Consider the following 18,583-nt stretch of genomic DNA (forward strand, 5'->3'; position numbering starts at 1 on the left):
GCGGGGCAGCGGGGCAGCGGGGCAGCGGGGCAGCGGGGCAGCGGGGCAGCGGGGCAGCGGGGCAGCGGGGCAGCGGGGCAGCGGGGCAGCGGGGCAGCGGGGCGCCCCCCGTTTTCGACTCTACCGGCGAGCACCGACAGTTTCGGCCGCCCAGTCGCGCGGGACCAGGAACGACGCCAGCTCCGCCTCCGCGCTGCCCGGCGCGGGCGTGAACTCCGACTCCCACCGCGCCAAGGGCGGCAGGGCCGCGAGGATCGCGTCGGCGTCGGCCTGGACCGCCGTGGCCGCGTCGTGGACCAGGGTGAACTCCACGTACCGGCCGCGGCGGTAAAGCTGCCACTGCCGCTCGCGCTCTCCGTACGGCACGTCCTTGCGCCGCCGCACGATCGGGAAGTACGCCGGGGCGATCGCGGCGATGCCCGCCGCCGTGAACGCCGCCGATCGGCGCCAGCCGTCCGGGCCCGGGAGGCGGAGGTGGTCGAACAGGATGCCGCCGATGCCGCGGGCCTCGTCGCGGTGCGGGAGCCGGAAGCGGTCGTCGCACGCGCGTTTCGCCTGCGCGTGGAACGCCGGGTCGAGCGTGTCGCAGTAGTTCTTCAGCACCCGGTGGAAGTGCGTCGCGTCCGCGGCGAAGCCGTAGCAGGGGAGGAGGTCGACGCTGCCGCCGAACCACCACGCGTCCGCGGTTTCGCGGTAGCGGAAGTGCGCCTGGAACGCCGGGACGTACGGGTTGCGCGGGTGCAGCACCACCGAGAGCCCGGCCGCGAAGAACTCGTCGGAGAAGGCCGCGCTGACGACCGCGCGCTCGAAGACGTCACCGTTCTCCAGCCGCCGCGTGCGGCCGGACCGGCCGAAGCGGCCGCCGCCGTCGAGGCGTTCCAGCTCGGCCACCAGCTCCCGCTGGCCCGCGCTGACGATCGCCTTGACGGCGTCGCGTCTGTCCCCTGAAGGCATACCCCCACCCCCGGGGGCAGATTACCAGCGAACCGGGGTCAGCCGGCGATGTCGGCGCGCGCGATCACCTTGGTGATTTTCGCCCGGACGAGGGATTCCTCGGGGACGGCGTTGCGCTTGCCGTACGCCTCGGCCTGCTCGGCACCCATGTACCGGCCGCCGAGCTTCGTCGCCCACGCCAGCATCTCGTCCAGGTCGTGGGTCAGCCGCGCTTCGGCGGTGAACTGGACGTAGGAGAACGGCGGCTTCTGGTCGTCGACGGCGAGGGAGATGCGCCCGTCGCGGGCGATGGCCTTGCCCTTGAGCGTCTCGGTGCCGGTGGTGAAGATCAGCTCGTCGCCGTCCGGGCCCTCGTTGAGCAGGAACCAGATCGGCGTCACGATCGGGGAGCCGTCCTTCCTGACCAGGCCCAACATGCCCGTCCGCGTGCCTTCCGAAGCGAACTGCCACCACTCGTCACGGCTCATCTCACGCATGAGAGGGACGTTAGCCCGTCACCCGCGCGTGCGCAGAGGGTGGCCGACTAGCCTGGCCTGCTGTGCGAGACGACGACACCGGGATGACGGGCCTGGCCGACGAGGGGCTGACGCGCCGCCTCAAGGCGCTGGCCTGCACCGCGCCGCTGCACGACCTCGACGCGCGGAAGGCGAAGCTCGACTGGGCCGACGCCACGATCTACCAGATGGCCGAGATCGCGCTGCACACGATCGACCAGGTCACCATCGCGATGGACTTCGACACCGGCGCCGGCCACGACGAGGTCATCGACCGGCTGCTGCCGTTCATCGCCCAGCAGGCGCCCTCGCGGATGCCCGAAGAGCACGTCCGGGTGGCCAAGTGGGTGCTGGACAACCTCATCAACGTCGGCACCACCGACCGCGGCTTCCGGCGCGTCTACGGCTCGATCGGGCCGGGCGGCTACCAGCGGCGCCAGTTCGACTTCAAGCTGCTGGTGGAGCTGGCCGCCCGCGACGGCGAGGTCTACCTGCGCGCCACCGACGAGGCGATCAACGTGCTGGTCGGCGCGCTCGACACCGACGTCGAGTCCGCGCAGATCGCCGCCGAGGTCAAGCTCGAGAACCTGATCAACCGCGGCCGCCTCGCCGACGCCAAGCTCGCCGCCGAGCAGGCGCGCTACCGGACCGTCCAGTACGGCGAGACGCTGCGCGCGAAGCTCGACGCGACCCGCCGCGACGTCCGGTCGGTCGACTGGGAGCGCGAGGTCCCGGAGCTGCTCGACAGCGCGCTGAGCCACATCGAGGCCCGCTTCCGCGCCGAGAACGCCATCCTCAAGAACATCACCACCGCCCGCGACGAGACCGAGGACCTCGACAAGAAGCGCCGCGCCGCCGAGCTCGTCGACATCGTCGGCGACTGCATCCGCCGCCACACCCGCCTGCAGTCCCGCCTGGCCGACGCGGGCGCGGTGTTCCGCGCCGAGCAGGACCGCCAGCAGTTCTCCGGCCCGCCCCAACGGGCGACGTTGGACCTCTTCGGCCAGCTCCTGGTCCCCACCCTCGGCCTCCCGCTGGCCGACGCCGTCGCCCCGGTCGAGCACTTCTTCCACGCCGCCGCCGGGATCACCGCGCCGGTCGTGCCGTCGCTGTCCTCCCTGGTCTCGCTGCTGTTGCGCCCCGCGCCCGAGCGCGACCAGCTGGTCGGCGAGATCCCGGAACCCGAGCTGATGCCCGCCGAGGTCAGCGACAAGTTCGGCGACGACGTCTGGCGGCGCGCCGACGAACTGCTCGACCTGCCCGAAGTGCCGCGGCGGCTGTCCGGGCTGCTCGAAGAAGCCCGCCGCAGCCGCCAGCCCGGGCTCGCCGCCCTGGTCGCGCTGCGCGCGGTGCACGCCTACAGTCCCGGGATCGGCGCGGCCCGCCGCCAGGGCGACCGGCAGGTGCTGGTCGCCGTCGACGACGGCACGCTCCTGGACGACCCGGAGTTCGGCGGCGCCGACCTGCTCCTGTCCACCGCCGCCGTAGAGCGAGCCGACGAAGAAGAAGAGGTCGCGTAATGGCGCTGTCCCACAGCAGCGTGGACGCCGAGGCCGCGGCCCGGCTGGTCGCCTTCGGCATGCGGCCGAAGCAGCTGCCCGCGCGTGACGTCGTGTACGGCGACCTCGTGCGCCGCTACGGCGAGGACAACGCGTTCAAGGCCCTCACCCACGCCGTCGCCGCCGGGCTCGGCCTCATGGTGCTGGAGGTCAACCAGCAGGCCGGCGCGGTCCTCGCGGCCACGGACGAATCCGTCTTCGAAATCAAGATGGACTCCTACGCGCGCCAGGCCAAGATCCGCGAGCGCCGGGACACGGAGAAGGTGCTGCACGGCCTGATCCACCTCGCCACCGCGGCGCTGGGCTACCCGCGTCCCGACGACCTGGCCAACGACACCTACATCGGCCGCGTCAGCGTCGAGCAGGTCGACGCGATGGTCCGCGAAGCCGCGCGGATGCTCGACGAACGCGCCGCACAGGCCGAGGCCAACAACGACCCGCTGGCCGACGCGCCCGAGCTCGAACAGGCGTGGCGTGCCTACACGCGCCGTCCCGCGGCCGCGGCCACCAAGGACGGGCGGCTGGCCGCCGACACCACCCGCGGCATGGTCAGCCGGGCCCTGCGGTTCCTCGCCGACCAGGGCTTCCTGGTCCCGGTGAGCGACGAGCAGGGCGGCACCTACCGGACCACGCCGCGCTACCAGATCCAGGTCCGCGAACTCGCCGCCGACGCCGCCTTCGACGACCTGCTCGCGCTCGACGTCGTGGCCGTCGCGACCGCCGGGGGCACGCTGCGCGCGGCCGCCTCGGACACGCTCTAAGAGGGGAACCGATGTACGAGCTTTCGCGGGTCCGCCTGCATTCGGTGGGCCCGGCGGGTGCCCGCTACCAGAACGTCGTGCTCGACTTCAGCGGCGTCGGCGCCAAGATCACCGCGCCCAAGCAGGACGCGCTGTTCAGCGCGGGCATCCACGCGACCGGCCCGGCCGAGCTGCGCCGCCCGTCGCCGGCGAGCGTGCTGTTCCTCGAGAACGGCGGCGGCAAGTCCGTGCTCATCAAGCTGATCTTCTCGGTGATGCTGCCCGGCCGCCGCCAGGTCGTCGGCACCACCAGCACCAAGGTGCTGGAGAAGTTCGTCGCCGCCAAGGACGTCTCGCACGTCGTGCTGGAGTGGCTGCACGTCGAGAGCGGGCACCGGATCATCACCGGCAAGGTCTCCGAATGGCGCGGGCACGTGGTCTCCGCCGACTCCGAGAACCTCGTCGACTCCTGGTACTGCTTCCGCCCGACCGCGGCGCTGGGGCTCGATTCCCTGCCGATGACCCAGGACGGCCGGCTGCTCACCATGTCCGGCTTCCACGACAAGCTCACCGCGGCCCAGCTGGCCGAACCCGAGCTGGAGCTGTCCTGGACCCGCCGCCACCACGAGTGGACCGGCCGCCTGGACGGCCTCGGCCTCGACACCGAGCTGTTCCGCTACCAGCGCGCGATGAACGCCGGCGAAGGTGAGGCGGCGGACGCGTTCGCCTTCGGCACCGACGACGCCTTCGTCGAGTTCCTGCTGCGTGCGGTCATCTCCGAGGAGGAGCCGAAGGACCTCGCCGAGGTCGTCGCGACCTACGCGCACAACCTGGCCCAGCGCGGGGATCTCCTGGCCGAACGCGACTTCGTCGCGGGTGCGCTGGACCTGCTCGGGCCGTTGGCCGCCGAGGAAGGGGTCGCCGCCGAGTCGCGGAAGATCGCGGAGTCCGCGAAGGCCGACATGGCTTCGCTGGCGGGGCGGGTCGTCGCGCGCAACGAGCTCGAGAACGCGCGGCTGTCCGGGCTCGAAGACCACGTCACCGAGGTCAAGTCCGCGGAGAAGCTCGCCGAGGGCGACCACCGGCGGCTCGCCGCGGGGGTGACGGAGCTGCGCCGCCTGGTTGCCGTGCTGCGGCTGGACGAAGCCCAGGAAGCCCGCAAGCGCGTCGACGCCGAACTGGCGTCGGCGAAGACCGAGGCGGAAGCCTGGCGCGAGACGGCGACCGTGCTGAATTCGTTGAACGCGGCGCGCAAAGCGAAGGACCTGCGAGAGCTCGTCGGCAGCCGGGAAGAGAAGGCGCGTCCCGCTCTGAAGGCGCGCAACGACGCCGCTTCGGCGCTCGCACGCGGGTTGCACGCCCTGGCGCAGGACGCGCAACGGCAGGCCGACAAGGCCGAAGCGCACGCGGGCGCGTTGCGTGCCGAAGCCGAGAAGGCGCAGACCGAACGTGACGAAGCCGCGAACCTCGCGGCCGCGCGCCGGGCCGAAGCGCGCGGGCTGACCACGCGGATCACCGAACTGCGTGAAGAGGTCCAAGCCGCCGTCCGCGCCGGGTTGCTGCCTTCGGGCGCCGACGTCGCCGAAGCTTCGCGCGCCGCTCGTGCCGCGGCCGAGCAGGCCACCGCGGAACTGGCCCGCCGCGAGCAGGAACTGGACCGCGTCGCGACGGACCTCCAAGCGGCGCAACGGGCCGTGAACGAGGCCCACCAGCTCGCCGGCACCACGCAGGACCGCCTGGAACGCGCCACCGAGGACCTCGACAGGGCGCACCGCCGGACCGACGCCCTCGCCGCCGAGGGACGCCTGATCGAGCTGCTCGGCGCCGACGACGTCAGCCTGGAGAGCGACCTCCCGGTGCTGCTGGAGCGGTTGCGCGAGGCGAGCGCGGCCGTCGAGAAGGAGCAGACCGCGCTGCGGATGGAGGAGTCCGCCGACGAGCGGGCGCTGGCCGCGCTGGGCTCCGGCGGGCTGCTGCCGCCGCCCGAGGACGTCCAGGCCGCCCTGGACGCCTTGGAAGAGGCCGGGATCACCGCCTGGTCCGGCTGGCGCTACCTGTCCAAACTGGACGCTCCCCGGCGGGCCGAGGTGCTGGAAAGCCTGCCGCAGCTGGTGTCCGGCGTGCTGCTCAACGACCCCGCGCACGCCGATCGCGCCCGCGAGGTGTTGACCAAGAGGCGGCTCCTGCCGAGCGCGGTCATCGCCGTCGGCACGACCGAGGCACTGCAAGCGCCGGCGCCGTCCGCGCCCGGCGTCGAGTTCCTCGTGCCGCCGAACCCCGCGATGTACGACGAAGAAGCCGCCGACGCCGAGCGGGAGGCCGTCGCGCGGCGGCACACCGAGCGGCAGCGGCGGCTCGAAGCGCTGTCGGCCAAGCTGTCCGCGGACGGCGCTCTGACGTGGAAGCTCACGACGTGGCGCGAGGACTACCCGGCCGGCGCCGTCGCGACCCTCGCCGAGCAGGCCCAGGCGGCCCGGACCGCGCGGGAGACCGCGCGCACCGCACTCGAGCAGGCCGACGCGGAATTCGCCCGGTTGAGCGAAAAGGCCGCGTCCCTGCGCGAGCGCGTCCCCGAGCTGCGGGCGGCCGCCGCCGAGGCCGAGGAGAACGCCCGGCGGCTCGGTGAGCTGGGCGTGCGCAGCGCCCGGATCGCCCAGTGGTCCGAAGAGGCCGAGCGGGCGACCGAGATCGCCGAACGCGCCGACCTCCAGGCGTCCGACGCGGCGGGCAAAGCGGCGCGGCTGCGCGAGCAGGCGGGGGAGGAGCAGCGCACCGCCGACGGCCACCGCCGGACCGCGACCACCGCGCGCGCCGAACTGGCCGAGGTGCCCGGAGCGGCCGACGCCGCGGACGGCCCGGCGCCGTCGGAGCCGGTCGATGCGCTGCGGCGGACGTTCGCCTCGGCTTCGGAGGCGTACGCGAAGGTCGAGGTCGGCAGCGACCTGCGGAGCGAACTGGAACAGGCGGAGTCGGCGGAAGCCGCCGCGGGCTCGGCCGTCGAATCCCTGGACGAGGCCGTCCGGGCCCGGGCCGCCGAACTCCTGGAAACCCCCGACGGCTCCGACGCGTCGGCCCGCGCGGCCGCGTTGGCGCGCGCCCGCCGGGTCGTCGACGGCCTCGAAGACGAACGCACCGAAGCGATCGGGCTCGTCTCGACCCGGCGTGCGGAGCTGGACGCGCTGCCGCTGCAGAACGGCGTCAACGGCGAGAAACCGCGGGACATCGAGCACGGCCTGGAACTGATCGACGCGGCCGGGCTGGAGGCGTCCGCGGCCGCCCGCAAGTGGGAAGAGCTGCAGGAACGCCGGGCCGCGGCGGAAGCGACCCTCGAATCCGCTCGCAACTCGGCGTCCGGCTTCGCGCTGCTTGCCGAGTCGATGGCGCACCTGGTCACCGACACGGACGCGGACGCCTACGACGGCGACGTCGACACCGCGCGCGCCCAGCACGCGCGGCTGAACGCGACCTTCAACCAGGCACAGGAAGCCGCCGACGCGGGCGACCGGCGGGTGCGCGCGGCCGCGGACCAGCTCGCGCAGTACGCGACGGAAAAGCGGTTCGAGAAGCTGAGCACGCCGGTGCGGCAGCAGGTCATCTCGGTCAAGCGCGACCAGCTCCCGGCGCACGCCGCCGAGTGGGCCGAAGCGCTGCGGCCGCGCCTGCGGTCGCTCACCGACGACCTCGCCCAGATCGACCGGCACCGCGGCGGCATCATCACCCGCCTGCAGGGCATGGTCGACGGCGCGCTCCGGACGTTGCGCTCGGCCCAGCGCGTCTCCCGGCTGCCGGACGGCCTCGGCGACTGGTCCGGGCAGGAGTTCCTCCGCATCCGCTTCACCGAGCTGGAGGACAACGCGCTCACCGAGAAGCTCGGCGAGGTCGTCGACGAGGCCGCGGTGGGCAAGACGGCGGACGGCCGCGACGTCAAGCGCGACGGGCTTTCCCTGGTGCTGCGCGGAGTCCGGGCCGCGGCGCCCAAGGGCTTCCGCGTCGACATGCTCAAACCGGACTCGGTGCTGCGCACCGAACGCCAGCGTGTGTCGGAGATCCGGGACGTCTTCTCCGGCGGCCAGCAGCTGACCGCGGCGATCATCCTGTACTGCACCCTCGCCGCGCTGCGGGCCAACAACCGCGGCAAGGTCCGCAACCGGCACTCGGGCGTGCTGTTCCTGGACAACCCGATCGGCCGCGCGTCGGCCGGGTACCTCCTGGAACTGCAGCGGGCGGTGGCCGAAGCGCTGGGCGTGCAGCTGATCTACACGACGGGCCTGTTCGACGCGGGCGCGCTCTCGGAGTTCCCGCTGATCGTGCGCCTGCGCAACGACGCCGACCTGCGGGCGGGCCGGAAGTACCTGTCGGTGGACTCGACGATCCGGAACTCCCTGGAGGACCTGGGCGAGCCCGACGGCGTGGCGCGGCTGTCGGCGACCCGGATGTTCACGCGAGCGGCCGAAGAAGCCGATTCCGCTGAGGACGAACAGACCGCCTGACGGGAACATCTTCCCGGGTTCCGTGGTTGCCGGGCGCATGACGAAACCGGGGCCGCTGGGGGCCACCCACACCGCACTGGGGACCGACACGGCCGTGGCGGCCGAGCTCGAGGAGCTGGGCTACGACACGCTCTGGCTGGCCGGCGGGCAGGGCAACATCCTGCCGCAGATCACCGAGGTCGTCCGGCACACCGCGCGGATCAAGGTGGCGAGCGGGATCCTGTCGGTGGACCGGGTGCCGTCGGCGGCCGTGACCGCGGGATACGCGGACCTGCCCGCCGGGCGGTTCGTCGTCGGCCTCGGCGGAGCGCACGGCCCGCGCCCGCTGGCCACGCTCGGCGACTACCTCGACGAGATCGAGGACGTCGTGCCGCGGTCCGCGCGGATCCTGTCGGCGCTCGGGCCGCGGATGCTCGAGCTGGCGCGCGACCGCGCTTCGGGCGCGTACCCGTACCTGGTGACGACGGACTACGTCGCCTCGGCGCGGGAGATCCTGGGCGCGGACCGGCAGCTCGCGGTGCTGCTCAACGTGGTCGCGGAGACCGACGTGGCCCGCGTGCGCGAAGCCGTGCGCGGCGGTTCGCTGGGGTTCCTGGCCGGGATGCCGGGCTATGCGGCCAACTTCCGGCGGATGGGCTTCACCGACGCCGACATCGCGGACCGGTCCGGCCGGCTGGTCGACGGCCTCACCGTGTGGGGCGACTTCGACGCGGTCGTGGCGCGCCTGCGGGAGTACCGGGCCGCGGGTGCCGACCAGGTGGTCGTGCCGCTCGACGGCCTGCCGCGGGAGTGGTGGCCGGAGCTGGTGAAGGCGGTGCGGTGACGTCGGCCCGGTCCCGGGGGCTGACGCACGCGCCCCCGGCGGCCGTTTCGCTGCAGGACGCCCTCGCCGCGGTCGCCGACCCGGTGCGGCGCAGCATCCTGCGCGAACTCGCCGCCGTGCCCGAGTGGACGAAGGCGTGCGGCACCTTCGACCTGCCGGTGGCCAAGGCGACCCGCAGCCACCACTTCGCCGTGCTGCGCGCGGCTGGCCTGATCGAACAGCGCGACGAAGGCCCGCGGCGGCTGAACCGCTTGCGGCGCCCCGAATTCGACGCTTCCTTCCCGGGCCTGCTCGACCTGGTGCTCAGTCACCCCGGCCGGTGAAGGCCAGGCCGGTGCCCAGGCCGATCATGACCAGGCCGCCGGTGCCGCCGACCATCTCGAGGCGCTTCGGCGAGCGGGCGAACCACGCGCGGGCGGTGCCGGCGACCAGCGCCCACGCGCTGTCGGTGGCCAGCGCGATCGCCGGCAGGCACAGGCCCAGGACGAGCATCTGGGCAGGCACCGAGCCGGCCACGGGGTCGACGAACTGCGGCAGCAGCGCGGCCAGGAACACGATCGACTTCGGGTTCGCGAAGCCGACGACGAAGCCGTCGCGCAGCACGGTCAGCACGCGGCCCGGCGTGGCGCGCACCTTCGCGGCCATCGCGTCGGTCAGCTTCCGGCGGTGGCGAACCGCCTGGATCCCCAGGTACACCAGGTAGACCGCGCCGGCGACCTTGATCCCGGTGAACACCGCCGCGGACGTCGTCACCAGCGCGCCGAGGCCGAACGCGACCGCGACGACCTGCGTGTACACGCCCACGGCGTTGCCCAGGACGGTGAGCAGCGCGTCCCGCCGCCCGACGGTGAGCGCGCGGCTGATCGTGAAGAGCACGCTCGGCCCGGGAACCACGACCATGAGGAACGTCAGCGCGGCGAAGGCCGCCAAGTGCGTACCGGACACCATTTCGCGAGGCTATCGCCTGGTCGCGCGGGATGACCAGGCGGTTTTGTCGGTGCCGGGTGGTAGGAAAACCGGGTGCCTCCGAAGACCAGCCGCCCCGAAATCGGCGCCGAGCAGCGCCGGGCCCGCCTCGCCGTCCGCCACCACCTCGCCGCGCCCGCGGCCTCGGTGACCGAAGCCGTCGCCGGGGTCGTCGCGCTGCACGCCACGGACCCGGCGACCGTCCACCTGTCCGCCTCCGCCCGGCTCGCCGCGCCGGCGGTCGCCGACGTCGAGCAGGCTCTTTACGAGGACCGGACCTTGCTGCGCCTGCTCGGCATGCGGCGCACGGTGTTCGTGACGGACCTGGACACCGCAGCGCTCGTGCAGGCGGGCTGCTCGGCGGACATCGCGGTCAAACAGCGGAAGCTGCTCGAACAGCACCTGGGGCAGCAGGGGCATCCGGAGAACGTGCCGGAGCCGGCGGCGTGGCTGAAGGAGGTCGAGGCGTCGGTCGAGGCGGCGTTGCGGGCCCGCGGTTCGGCGACGGCGCAGCAGCTGAGCGAAGACGAGCCACGCCTGCGCCAGCAGCTGCTGATGGCGGCGGGCAAGCCGTACGAGGCGATCGGCAACGTGACGAGCCGGGTGCTGTTCCTGCTGGCGGCGGGCGGCCGGATCGCCCGCGGACGGCCGCGGGGCAGCTGGCTGAGCAGCCAGTACGTCTGGCACCCGCTGGACGAGTGGGTCCCGGGCGGCCTGCCACCGTGGAGCGCGGACGAGGCCCGGGTGGAGCTGGCCCGGCGGTGGCTGCGCGCGTACGGCCCGGCCCCGGTGTCCGACCTGCGCTGGTGGACGGGCTGGACGGCGGCCCAGACGAAGAAGGCGCTGGCAGCGCTGTCGCCGGCGGAGGTGGACCTCGACGGCGTGCCGGGCGTGGTGCCGGCCGACGACGTGGATCCGGTGCCGCTGCCACCGCCGTGGGTGGCGTTCCTGCCGGCGTTGGACCCGACCCCGATGGGCTGGCAGGACCGCGGCTGGTTCCTCGGCCCGCACCGGGCGGCGCTGTTCGACCGCAGCGGCAACATCGGCCCGACGGTGTGGGCATCCGGCCGCGTGGTCGGCGGCTGGGCCCAGCGGGCTTCGGGGGAGGTGGTGTTCAGGCTGCTGGAGGACACCGGAGCGGAAACTCGCGCGATGGTGGAAGCGGAGGCGGAGAAGTGCGCGAAGTGGTTCGGTGAGGCCCGGCCGACGCCGCGGTTCCGCACGCCGCTGGAACGGGAGCTGACTGCCTGATGGACCTGGGCGCGGATGGGTTCCCCCCGTGGCGGGCGAGCGCCACGGGGGCGGGTGGCGGGGTCGGCCCCGGAGCCGCGTTCCGGGGTGGCCGGGGGTCGCTGGATCGGTCGAGTCACCGACCTCACGTCCCGCTTCCGGGCCACCGCCGAAGACCGCTCGGGGCGACCGCAGGGCTGAATCGGTCAAGTCGAGGTTTAGCGGTCGCGGCCGGTGCTCGCGCGGGCGGTCGCGCACCCCACACGATCAGCCGGAACCGGTCCCGGCGGCCGCACCTCCGGCCCCGGGCGGTCCGCCGTGGTCCGCCCTCCGGGCACCCCGGGTGGCGCACCGGCTTCTTAATCGATTCTTGACCCGTTCGCCAAGTGGTGGAAGTCTCGTCAGGGCAGTCAGGGACGCGCATGCCCGCACGCTAGGGTGGCCGCGAGCCCGCAAGTCACGGCCGGAGTGCCGGCCGACCCTCAAAGGAGTGGCAGCAGTGACCGTTCGCGTAGGTGTCAACGGCTTCGGCCGCATCGGCCGCAACTTCTTCCGCGCCGTGCAGGCCAGCGGCCAGGACATCGAGGTCGTCGCCTTCAACGACCTCGGCGACGTCGCCACCATGGCCCACCTGCTGAAGTACGACTCCATCCTGGGCCGGTTCCCGGGTGAGGTCAGCGTCAGCGACGAAGGCATCGTCGTCGACGGCAAGACCATCAAGGCCCTCGCCGAGCGCGACCCGGCCAACCTGCCGTGGGGCGAGCTGAACGTCGACGTCGTCCTCGAGTCGACCGGCTTCTTCACCAACGCCGACGCCGCCAAGGCGCACATCGCCGGTGGGGCCAAGAAGGTCATCATCTCCGCGCCCGCCAAGGGCGAGGACCTGACCATCGTGCTCGGCGTCAACGACGACAAGTACGACGGCTCGCAGGTCATCATCTCGAACGCGTCCTGCACCACCAACTGCCTCGGCCCGCTGGCCAAGGTCCTCAACGACGCCTTCGGCATCGAGCAGGGCCTGATGACCACGGTCCACGCGTACACCCAGGACCAGAACCTGCAGGACGCCCCGCACAAGGACCTGCGCCGCGCCCGCGCCGCCGCCCTGAGCGTCGTCCCGACCTCGACCGGTGCCGCCAAGGCCATCGGCCTGGTCCTGCCGGAGCTGCAGGGCAAGCTCGACGGCTACGCGCTGCGCGTCCCGGTCCCGACCGGCTCGGCCACCGACCTCACCGTCACGCTGTCCAAGGCCGCCACGGTCGAGGAGATCAACGCCGCCTACAAGGCCGCCGCCGAGGGCCCGCTGGCCGGCATCCTGCGCTACAACGAGGACCCGATCGTCTCGGCGGACATCGTCACCGACCCGGCGTCCTGCATCTACGACGCGCCGCTGACCAAGGTCATCGGCAACCAGGTCAAGGTCGTCGGCTGGTACGACAACGAGTGGGGCTACTCCAACCGCCTCGCCGACCTGGTCAAGCTCGTCGGTTCGAAGCTGTCCTGAAGCAGATGAGCGTCAAGAACCTCGACGACCTGCTGGGCGAGGGCGTTCAGGGCCGCTATGTGCTGGTGCGCAGCGACCTGAACGTCCCGCTCGACGGGGACCGCATCACCGACGACGGCCGGGTCCGCGCGGCGCTGCCGACGATCAAGAAGCTCGCCGACGCGGGCGCGAAGGTCGTCGTCACCGCGCACCTCGGCCGCCCGAAGGGCGAGCCGGACCCGAAGTACACCCTCGCGCCCGTCGCGAAGCGGCTTTCCGAGCTGCTCGGCGCCGAGGTCGCGCTGGCCGGTGACCTGGTCGGCGAGTCCGCGAAGGCGCTGACCGGCGGCCTGGCTGGCGGCGCCGTCGTCCTGCTGGAGAACGTGCGCTTCGACGCGCGCGAGACCAGCAAGGACGCCGCGGACCGCTCCGAGCTGGCCGCCGAGCTGGGCGCGCTCGTCCCGGGCGGCGCGTTCGTCTCCGACGGCTTCGGCGTCGTCCACCGCAAGCAGGCCTCGGTCTACGAGGTCGCGTCGGTCCTGCCGGCGTACGCGGGCGGCCTGGTGCTGGCCGAGCTGGACGTGCTGAAGAAGCTCACCGAAGACGTCCGGCGGCCGTACGTGGTCGTGCTCGGCGGCGCGAAGGTGTCCGACAAGCTCGGCGTCATCGCGAACCTGCTGACCAAGGTCGACCGGCTGATCGTCGGCGGCGGCATGGCGTACACGTTCCTCAAGGCCCAGGGCCACGAGGTCGGCCAGTCGCTGCTGCAGGCCGACCAGCTCGACCAGGTGAAGGGTTTCCTCGCCGAGGCAGAGAAGCGCGGCGTCGAACTGGTGCTGCCGGTGGACGTGCTGGCCGCGACGGAGTTCTCGGCCGACGCCGAGCACGAAGCCGTCGACGCCACCGCCATCCCGGCCGACCGCCAGGGCCTCGACATCGGCCCGCGTTCGCGTGAGCTGTTCGCGAGCAAGCTGGCCGACGCGCAGACGGTCTTCTGGAACGGCCCGATGGGCGTGTTCGAGTTCGAGGCGTTCTCCGGCGGCACCCGTGCCGTCGCCGAGGCGCTCGTGAAGAGCGACGCGTTCACCGTGGTCGGCGGCGGTGACTCGGCGGCCGCGGTGCGGCAGCTCGGCCTGCCCGAGGACGGCTTCTCGCACATCTCCACCGGCGGCGGTGCCTCCCTGGAGTACCTCGAAGGCAAGGAACTGCCGGGCGTGGTCGCCCTGGAGGAGAAGAACTAGTGGCACGCAAGCCGTTCATCGCCGGCAACTGGAAGATGAACCAGAACCACCTCGAGGCGATCGCGCTGGTGCAGAAGATCGCCTTCGCGCTGCCGGAGAAGTACTACGCGAAGGTCGACGTGGCGGTGCTGCCGCCGTTCACCGACATCCGCAGCGTGCAGACCCTGGTCGACGGCGACAAGCTGTCGCTCACCTACGGCGCGCAGGACCTCGCGCCGCAGGATTCGGGTGCCTACACCGGCGACATCTCGGGTCCGATGCTGGCCAAGCTGGGCTGCAAGTTCGTCACGGTCGGGCACTCGGAGCGGCGCGAATACCACGCCGAGTCCGACGAACTGGTCAACAAGAAGGTCAAGGCCGCGCTCAAGCACGGCATCACGCCGATCCTCTGCATCGGGGAGAAGCTCGAGGTCCGCGAGGCCGGCGAGCACATCCACCACACCACGACGCAGCTGATCGAGGGCCTGAAGGGCCTCAAGGCCGAGCAGGTCAAAGACGTGGTGATCGCGTACGAGCCGGTCTGGGCGATCGGCACCGGCAAGGTCGCCTCGTCCGCGGACGCCGAAGAGGTCTGCAAGGCCATCCGGGCGACCCTCCAGGAGAAGTACGGCGACGAGGTCGCTTCGTCCGTCCGGGTGCTCTACGGGGGATCGGTCAAATCGGGCAACATCAGCGAGCTGGTGGGCTGCGAGAACATCGACGGTGCCCTGGTCGGCGGAGCGAGCCTCGACGGTGAAGAGTTCACGAAACTCTGCGCACTCGCCGCGGGCGGGCCGCTGCCCTGATCGAGGCCACGACCGGGTAGCCTGTGTATCCGGTCCGTCACACAGCAGTGGACGAGTCCAGGGGTACGGTGGTGGTCGGAAACGACCATGCCGTACCCCTGCATTCTCCTAGAGCCCAGAGGATGACATGAAGCTGTTCCTGCAAATCCTGTTGATCGTCTCCAGCGTCCTGCTGGTGGTCGCCGTGCTGCTGCACCGCGGCCGGGGCGGTGGCCTGTCGTCGCTGTTCGGCGGTGGGATGCAGTCGAGCCTGGCCGGGTCGAGCGTGGCCGAGAAGAACCTCGACCGGATCACCCTGCTGCTGGGCGCGGTCTGGCTGATCAGCATCGTGGGCCTGGGTCTGCTGCTCAAGGTGTGAGGCGTCCGGCGTTCCGTCGTCGGCCGCGACCGGGTCGAGACGGCGGGGCGCAGCGATTCGGCGTGCCTATTGGGGGGCGCGCCGCCGATTCCTAGGTGTGAGGATTCATGGTTGGCGGTAACGCGATTCGGGGCACCCGGGTGGGTGCCGGTCCTACGGGCGAATCGGAACGGGGAGAGTCGGCGCCGCGCCGCCGCATCTCCTACTGGTGTGCCAACGGGCACGAGGCTCGGCCGTCGTTCGCGCTCGACGCGGAAATTCCCGACGAGTGGGACTGCCCCCGCTGCGGGCTGCCGGGCGGGCAGGACGAGAAGAACCCGCCGGCCGCACCGCGGACCGAGCCGTACAAGACCCACCTCGCGTACGTGAAGGAGCGGCGCAGCGACGCCGACGGCGAGGCCATCCTGGCGGAGGCGCTCGACCGCCTGCGCAAGCGCCGGGAAATCCTCTAGGTTTCTCCAGTCGAACGCCACCCCGGGACCCCTCGGGGTGGCTTTTCGTGCGCCCGGCGAGGCATGACTCGTGCTCGAAGGGGCGGGCTGAGCAGCCCTGGGTCCCCCTGGGGTGGCTTTTCGTGCGCTCGGCCCGGCATCACCCGTGCTCAAACGGGCCGGCTGAGCAGCCCCCGATTTCCAGGCTACCGGCGGGGACCGACAATTCCGGGGCCGGAAGCCTCGCGAACGGTGGATTCCGGGCCGTTTCCGTCCGAAATCCGCCGTTCGCAGCCCGAGACGGCCCGGAACCGTCGGTGCCCGCCGGTAAACTGGATACCGGGGGCCGGAGGTCAGCGGTCCAGCGGATACCGCGCCCGCACGCGGAAGCCGCCGTCCTCCGTTCCCGACGTCTCGAAGCTTCCGCCCAGCAGGCGGGCGCGCTCGGCCAGGCCCGTCAGGCCGTGGCCACCCGAGGGCAACCCCTCCGCCGGGCGGCTGGCCCGCTCGTTGCGCACCTCGATCTTGAGTGCACCGTGCTCACCCTGGATGCGGATCGTCGCCGTCGCGCCCGGGGCGTGTTTGTGGACGTTGGTCAAGCACTCCTGCACCGTCCGGTACGCCGCCGCCGACACCTGGTTGGGCAGGACCTCCGGCAGGTGCTCCACCGTCAGGTGCACCGGGACGTCGGACGTGCGGATCAGCCGGTCGAGCTCGTTGATCCCGGCCCGCGGGCCGTCGTCGTCCGAGCCGGCGCGCAGGACGCTGACCAGCGACCGCAGCTCCTCGAGCGTCCGCTTGGACAGCGTGCGGATGACCTGCGCGGTCTCCTGCGCGCGGTCGTCGGTGGTCTGGGCCTGCAGTGCGCCCGCCTGCATGGCGATCAGCGTGATCTGGTGGGAGACGACGTCGTGCATCTCGCGGGCCAGCCGGGCGCGCTCCTCGGCGCGGACGGCGTCGGCGTGGAAGCGGCGCTCGCGGTCGCGGCTCGTGGCCAGCTCGGCGAGCTTGTTCGAGATCTCGGTGCGCGCGCCGACGAGCAGGCCGATCGCGATCGGCATGCCGGCCACCAGGACGCCGTAGATGCCGTCGAGGATGTGCTCGCGCCAGCTGAGCTCGGCGAAGTCCTCCAGCGGCCACTGCACGAACCGGCACATCCACACCAGCGCGGCGCCGACCCACGTCTGCCAGTGCAGCTGGCGGCGGGTGGCGAGCATGCCGAGGGTGATCATCGACGCGAGCTGCGCCCAGCCGGCCAGGAAGCCGGGCACCGCGACGAGCACGGCGAGGAACGGGAACTTCCGCCGGAACACCACCGCGAGGCAGGCGGCGCCGGACAGGTAGATCGAGTACGGCTGGGCCTTCTCCGGAATGACCAGCCAGACGTCGAGGACGGCCAGGAGCACCGCGGCCGCCTCGATGGCGAAGGTGACCAAAGCGGGGCGCGGCACCGAGCCGAACACGCTCAGCCCCCGCTTCCGCACCCGCTCGGCGGCCGACGGCCCCGAGCTCGCGATCGAGATGCCTGGAATCGAGAGTCCCTCTGTACTCATCGCTGGCGACCCCATTCGTCTTGTGGACTTGTTGGTGAGAGGCGCTCAGGGCCCGATCGGGACGCGCGGCCTCAGACAAATGTGCGGATGCTAACGAGGTGGTGTACAGAGACGGTTAGTTTCACCCGCGGTCGGTGCTCCGGCGTCCGAATTCCGTAATCGGGTGGGCCGTCCGGGGGATAGTCGGCGAAGGGTGCTACCCAGAGTGGGAGTTCTGTTTCCCAGCGTGTGCCAAGACGACCACATCGTGGGAATCATGTTACCCACGTGTGGTCGTCCGGCGATAGTTCTCAGGCGGCCATGGACCGGAGGTCGTCGCTCAGCAGGTCGTGCAGGCCGGACGAGCAGGCCTTCGCCGTCTCGATCGACCGCGGCAGCATGCCGGCCTCATACGTCCGGACCGCTTCCTCGACGCTCGGTGCCGTGGCCAGTGCGGTCGCGAGCTCGGTGCCGTCCAGCAGGGCGAGGTTCGCGCCGACGCCGAGCGGCGGCATCAGGTGTGCGGCGTCGCCGAGCAGGGTGAGGCCGGGGGTGGTCGTCCAGGCGTGGGGGACCGGCAGGACGTGCAGCGGCCGGTGCGTGAACCCGCCGTCCTGCTCGCGCAGATACGCGAGCAGGTCCGGGTGCCAGCCGGCGTAGCGCTCGAGCAGGTGCTCCAGCACCGCGTCCGGGTCGGCGAAGTCGAGGCCGGCGGCCCAGTCCTCCGGCGCGTAGAAGGTCGCGTAGCAGCGGATGTGGCCGGTGCTGGTGCGCTGGGCGAAGAGCGCCTTCCCGCCGACCTTGGTCATCATCGTCCCCTGCCCGGTCAGTGCGGCCAGAGCCGGATGACGGCGGTCGGCGTCGTCGAGGCCGAACTCGACGAACGTGACGCCGCTGTACACCGGCCGGACGCCGGTGAGGGCGTGCCGGACGCGGGACCACGCGCCGTCCGCGCCGACGACCAGGTCGAAGTCCTCGGTGACGCCGTCGGCGAACGTCAGCTCGCCGGACTTGGTGACGCCGGCGACCGGACGCCCCCACCGGACCGTGCCGGGGGCGAGGGAGTCCAGCAGGATCCCGCGGAGCTGGCCGCGGTCGATCTCGGGCCGGAAGTCGTCGCCCTCGGCGGGGAGCTCGTCGAGGACGGCTTCGGCGGTGTGCGGGTCGAGCCCGCGCATCCGCTGGCCCTCGGGCCGGGCCAAGCTGCGGAACTGTTCGTGCAGCCCGGCGGTGCGGAGGGCGACCTGGCCGGTGTCGCCGTGCAGGTCGAGGGTGCCGCCCTGGGGGCGGGCGCCGGCCGAGGCTTCTTGTTCGAAGACGGTGACGTCGAGGCCGTGGAGCTGCAGGACCCGCGCACAGGCGAGCCCGCCGAGACCGGCGCCGACGATCGCGATGGAGTTCATGGCTTCCCCCTGGAGGTTCGGGGCCCCGGCTCGCCCGGGGCCTGACCCGAGAAAACCATAGTGACTACAAAAGTGCAATGACTCAACTTTCGAA

The 18,583-nt window shown here is 72.2% G+C and carries 16 protein-coding genes; 11 read left to right on the plus strand and 5 right to left on the minus strand.

Annotation, left to right across the window (positions count from 1 at the left end):
• Positions 1–120 precede the first annotated feature (120 nt).
• The gene (locus tag ACWEGE_RS43565) at positions 121–954 is read right to left on the minus strand and encodes a coproporphyrinogen III oxidase (RefSeq protein ID WP_449666387.1); all 834 of its coding nucleotides are present in this window, start codon (positions 952–954) and stop codon (positions 121–123) included.
• Positions 955–992: 38 nt separating this feature from the next.
• Positions 993–1,430 carry a PPOX class F420-dependent oxidoreductase gene (locus ACWEGE_RS43570; protein WP_449666388.1) on the minus strand — a complete coding sequence of 146 codons (438 nt, stop codon included), beginning with the start codon at positions 1,428–1,430 and terminating at the stop codon, positions 993–995.
• Positions 1,431–1,513: 83 nt separating this feature from the next.
• Here ACWEGE_RS43570 and ACWEGE_RS43575 point away from each other — a divergent pair, with 83 nt between their 5' ends.
• From ACWEGE_RS43575 to ACWEGE_RS43595, 5 genes are read left to right on the plus strand one after another with little or no spacing between them, the layout of a single operon-like run.
• The gene (locus ACWEGE_RS43575) at positions 1,514–2,968 is read left to right on the plus strand and encodes a hypothetical protein (protein WP_449666435.1); all 1,455 of its coding nucleotides are present in this window, start codon (positions 1,514–1,516) and stop codon (positions 2,966–2,968) included.
• Complete coding sequence (locus ACWEGE_RS43580; protein WP_310975116.1) at positions 2,968–3,768, plus strand: hypothetical protein; 801 nt, start codon at positions 2,968–2,970, stop codon at positions 3,766–3,768. Before ACWEGE_RS43575 ends, ACWEGE_RS43580 begins: the two co-directional genes overlap by 1 nt.
• 11 nt (positions 3,769–3,779) lie before the next feature.
• On the plus strand, positions 3,780–8,237 hold the full coding sequence (locus ACWEGE_RS43585; protein ID WP_449666389.1) for a hypothetical protein: 4,458 nt from the start codon (positions 3,780–3,782) through the stop codon (positions 8,235–8,237).
• A 37-nt stretch (positions 8,238–8,274) separates the two neighbouring features.
• Complete coding sequence (locus ACWEGE_RS43590) at positions 8,275–9,060, plus strand: TIGR03620 family F420-dependent LLM class oxidoreductase (RefSeq protein ID WP_449666390.1); 786 nt, start codon at positions 8,275–8,277, stop codon at positions 9,058–9,060.
• Positions 9,057–9,383, plus strand: a complete 327-nt coding sequence (locus tag ACWEGE_RS43595) for an ArsR/SmtB family transcription factor (protein WP_449666391.1) — start codon at positions 9,057–9,059, stop codon at positions 9,381–9,383. The genes ACWEGE_RS43590 and ACWEGE_RS43595 overlap by 4 nt, the downstream gene beginning before the upstream one ends.
• Here ACWEGE_RS43595 and ACWEGE_RS43600 read toward each other — a convergent pair.
• Positions 9,364–10,008, minus strand: coding sequence for a LysE family translocator (locus ACWEGE_RS43600; RefSeq protein ID WP_449666392.1), 645 nt, complete (start codon positions 10,006–10,008; stop codon positions 9,364–9,366). The genes ACWEGE_RS43595 and ACWEGE_RS43600 overlap by 20 nt on opposite strands.
• A 72-nt stretch (positions 10,009–10,080) precedes the next feature.
• On the opposite strand from ACWEGE_RS43600, the gene ACWEGE_RS43605 reads away from it, so the two are divergent.
• From ACWEGE_RS43605 to ACWEGE_RS43630, 6 genes are all read left to right on the plus strand, one after another.
• The gene (locus tag ACWEGE_RS43605; RefSeq protein WP_449666393.1) at positions 10,081–11,277 is read left to right on the plus strand and encodes a winged helix DNA-binding domain-containing protein; all 1,197 of its coding nucleotides are present in this window, start codon (positions 10,081–10,083) and stop codon (positions 11,275–11,277) included.
• A 478-nt stretch (positions 11,278–11,755) separates the two neighbouring features.
• Positions 11,756–12,760, plus strand: a complete 1,005-nt coding sequence (gap, locus tag ACWEGE_RS43610; RefSeq protein WP_176176271.1) for a type I glyceraldehyde-3-phosphate dehydrogenase — start codon at positions 11,756–11,758, stop codon at positions 12,758–12,760.
• Between the two features lie 5 nt (positions 12,761–12,765).
• Entirely contained in the window at positions 12,766–13,980 is a 1,215-nt protein-coding gene (locus ACWEGE_RS43615; RefSeq protein ID WP_449666394.1) for a phosphoglycerate kinase, read from the plus strand.
• Positions 13,980–14,765 (plus strand): triose-phosphate isomerase, encoded by a 786-nt coding sequence (gene tpiA, locus ACWEGE_RS43620; RefSeq protein ID WP_449666395.1) that lies wholly within the window; start codon positions 13,980–13,982, stop codon positions 14,763–14,765. Before ACWEGE_RS43615 ends, tpiA begins: the two co-directional genes overlap by 1 nt.
• 127 nt (positions 14,766–14,892) lie before the next feature.
• Complete coding sequence (secG, locus tag ACWEGE_RS43625; protein WP_003071471.1) at positions 14,893–15,123, plus strand: preprotein translocase subunit SecG; 231 nt, start codon at positions 14,893–14,895, stop codon at positions 15,121–15,123.
• Between the two features lie 107 nt (positions 15,124–15,230).
• Positions 15,231–15,575, plus strand: a complete 345-nt coding sequence (locus ACWEGE_RS43630; RefSeq protein ID WP_043788280.1) for an RNA polymerase-binding protein RbpA — start codon at positions 15,231–15,233, stop codon at positions 15,573–15,575.
• A 332-nt stretch (positions 15,576–15,907) separates the two neighbouring features.
• On the opposite strand, the gene ACWEGE_RS43635 is transcribed toward ACWEGE_RS43630, so the two are convergent.
• Both ACWEGE_RS43635 and ACWEGE_RS43640 read right to left on the minus strand, forming a co-directional pair.
• On the minus strand, positions 15,908–17,107 hold the full coding sequence (locus tag ACWEGE_RS43635; protein WP_449666396.1) for a sensor histidine kinase: 1,200 nt from the start codon (positions 17,105–17,107) through the stop codon (positions 15,908–15,910).
• Positions 17,108–17,397: 290 nt separating this feature from the next.
• Positions 17,398–18,489, minus strand: coding sequence for an FAD-dependent oxidoreductase (locus ACWEGE_RS43640; protein WP_449666397.1), 1,092 nt, complete (start codon positions 18,487–18,489; stop codon positions 17,398–17,400).
• Positions 18,490–18,583: the final 94 nt, after the last annotated feature.

Source organism: Amycolatopsis sp. NPDC004747 (assembly GCF_053601335.1).

Excerpts from the sequence above, each read along its gene's own strand:
- ACWEGE_RS43565 (WP_449666387.1), bottom strand. The coding sequence starts at position 954 with ATGCCTTCAGGGGACAGACGCGACGCCGTCAAGGCGATCGTCAGCGCG.
- ACWEGE_RS43570 (WP_449666388.1), bottom strand. The coding sequence starts at position 1,430 with ATGCGTGAGATGAGCCGTGACGAGTGGTGGCAGTTCGCTTCGGAAGGC.
- ACWEGE_RS43575 (WP_449666435.1), top strand. The coding sequence starts at position 1,514 with ATGACGGGCCTGGCCGACGAGGGGCTGACGCGCCGCCTCAAGGCGCTG.
- ACWEGE_RS43580 (WP_310975116.1), top strand. The coding sequence starts at position 2,968 with ATGGCGCTGTCCCACAGCAGCGTGGACGCCGAGGCCGCGGCCCGGCTG.
- ACWEGE_RS43585 (WP_449666389.1), top strand. The coding sequence starts at position 3,780 with ATGTACGAGCTTTCGCGGGTCCGCCTGCATTCGGTGGGCCCGGCGGGT.
- ACWEGE_RS43590 (WP_449666390.1), top strand. The coding sequence starts at position 8,275 with ATGACGAAACCGGGGCCGCTGGGGGCCACCCACACCGCACTGGGGACC.
- ACWEGE_RS43600 (WP_449666392.1), bottom strand. The coding sequence starts at position 10,008 with ATGGTGTCCGGTACGCACTTGGCGGCCTTCGCCGCGCTGACGTTCCTC.
- ACWEGE_RS43615 (WP_449666394.1), top strand. The coding sequence starts at position 12,766 with ATGAGCGTCAAGAACCTCGACGACCTGCTGGGCGAGGGCGTTCAGGGC.
- secG (WP_003071471.1), top strand. The coding sequence starts at position 14,893 with ATGAAGCTGTTCCTGCAAATCCTGTTGATCGTCTCCAGCGTCCTGCTG.
- ACWEGE_RS43630 (WP_043788280.1), top strand. The coding sequence starts at position 15,231 with ATGGTTGGCGGTAACGCGATTCGGGGCACCCGGGTGGGTGCCGGTCCT.
- ACWEGE_RS43635 (WP_449666396.1), bottom strand. The coding sequence starts at position 17,107 with ATGAGTACAGAGGGACTCTCGATTCCAGGCATCTCGATCGCGAGCTCG.
- ACWEGE_RS43640 (WP_449666397.1), bottom strand. The coding sequence starts at position 18,489 with ATGAACTCCATCGCGATCGTCGGCGCCGGTCTCGGCGGGCTCGCCTGT.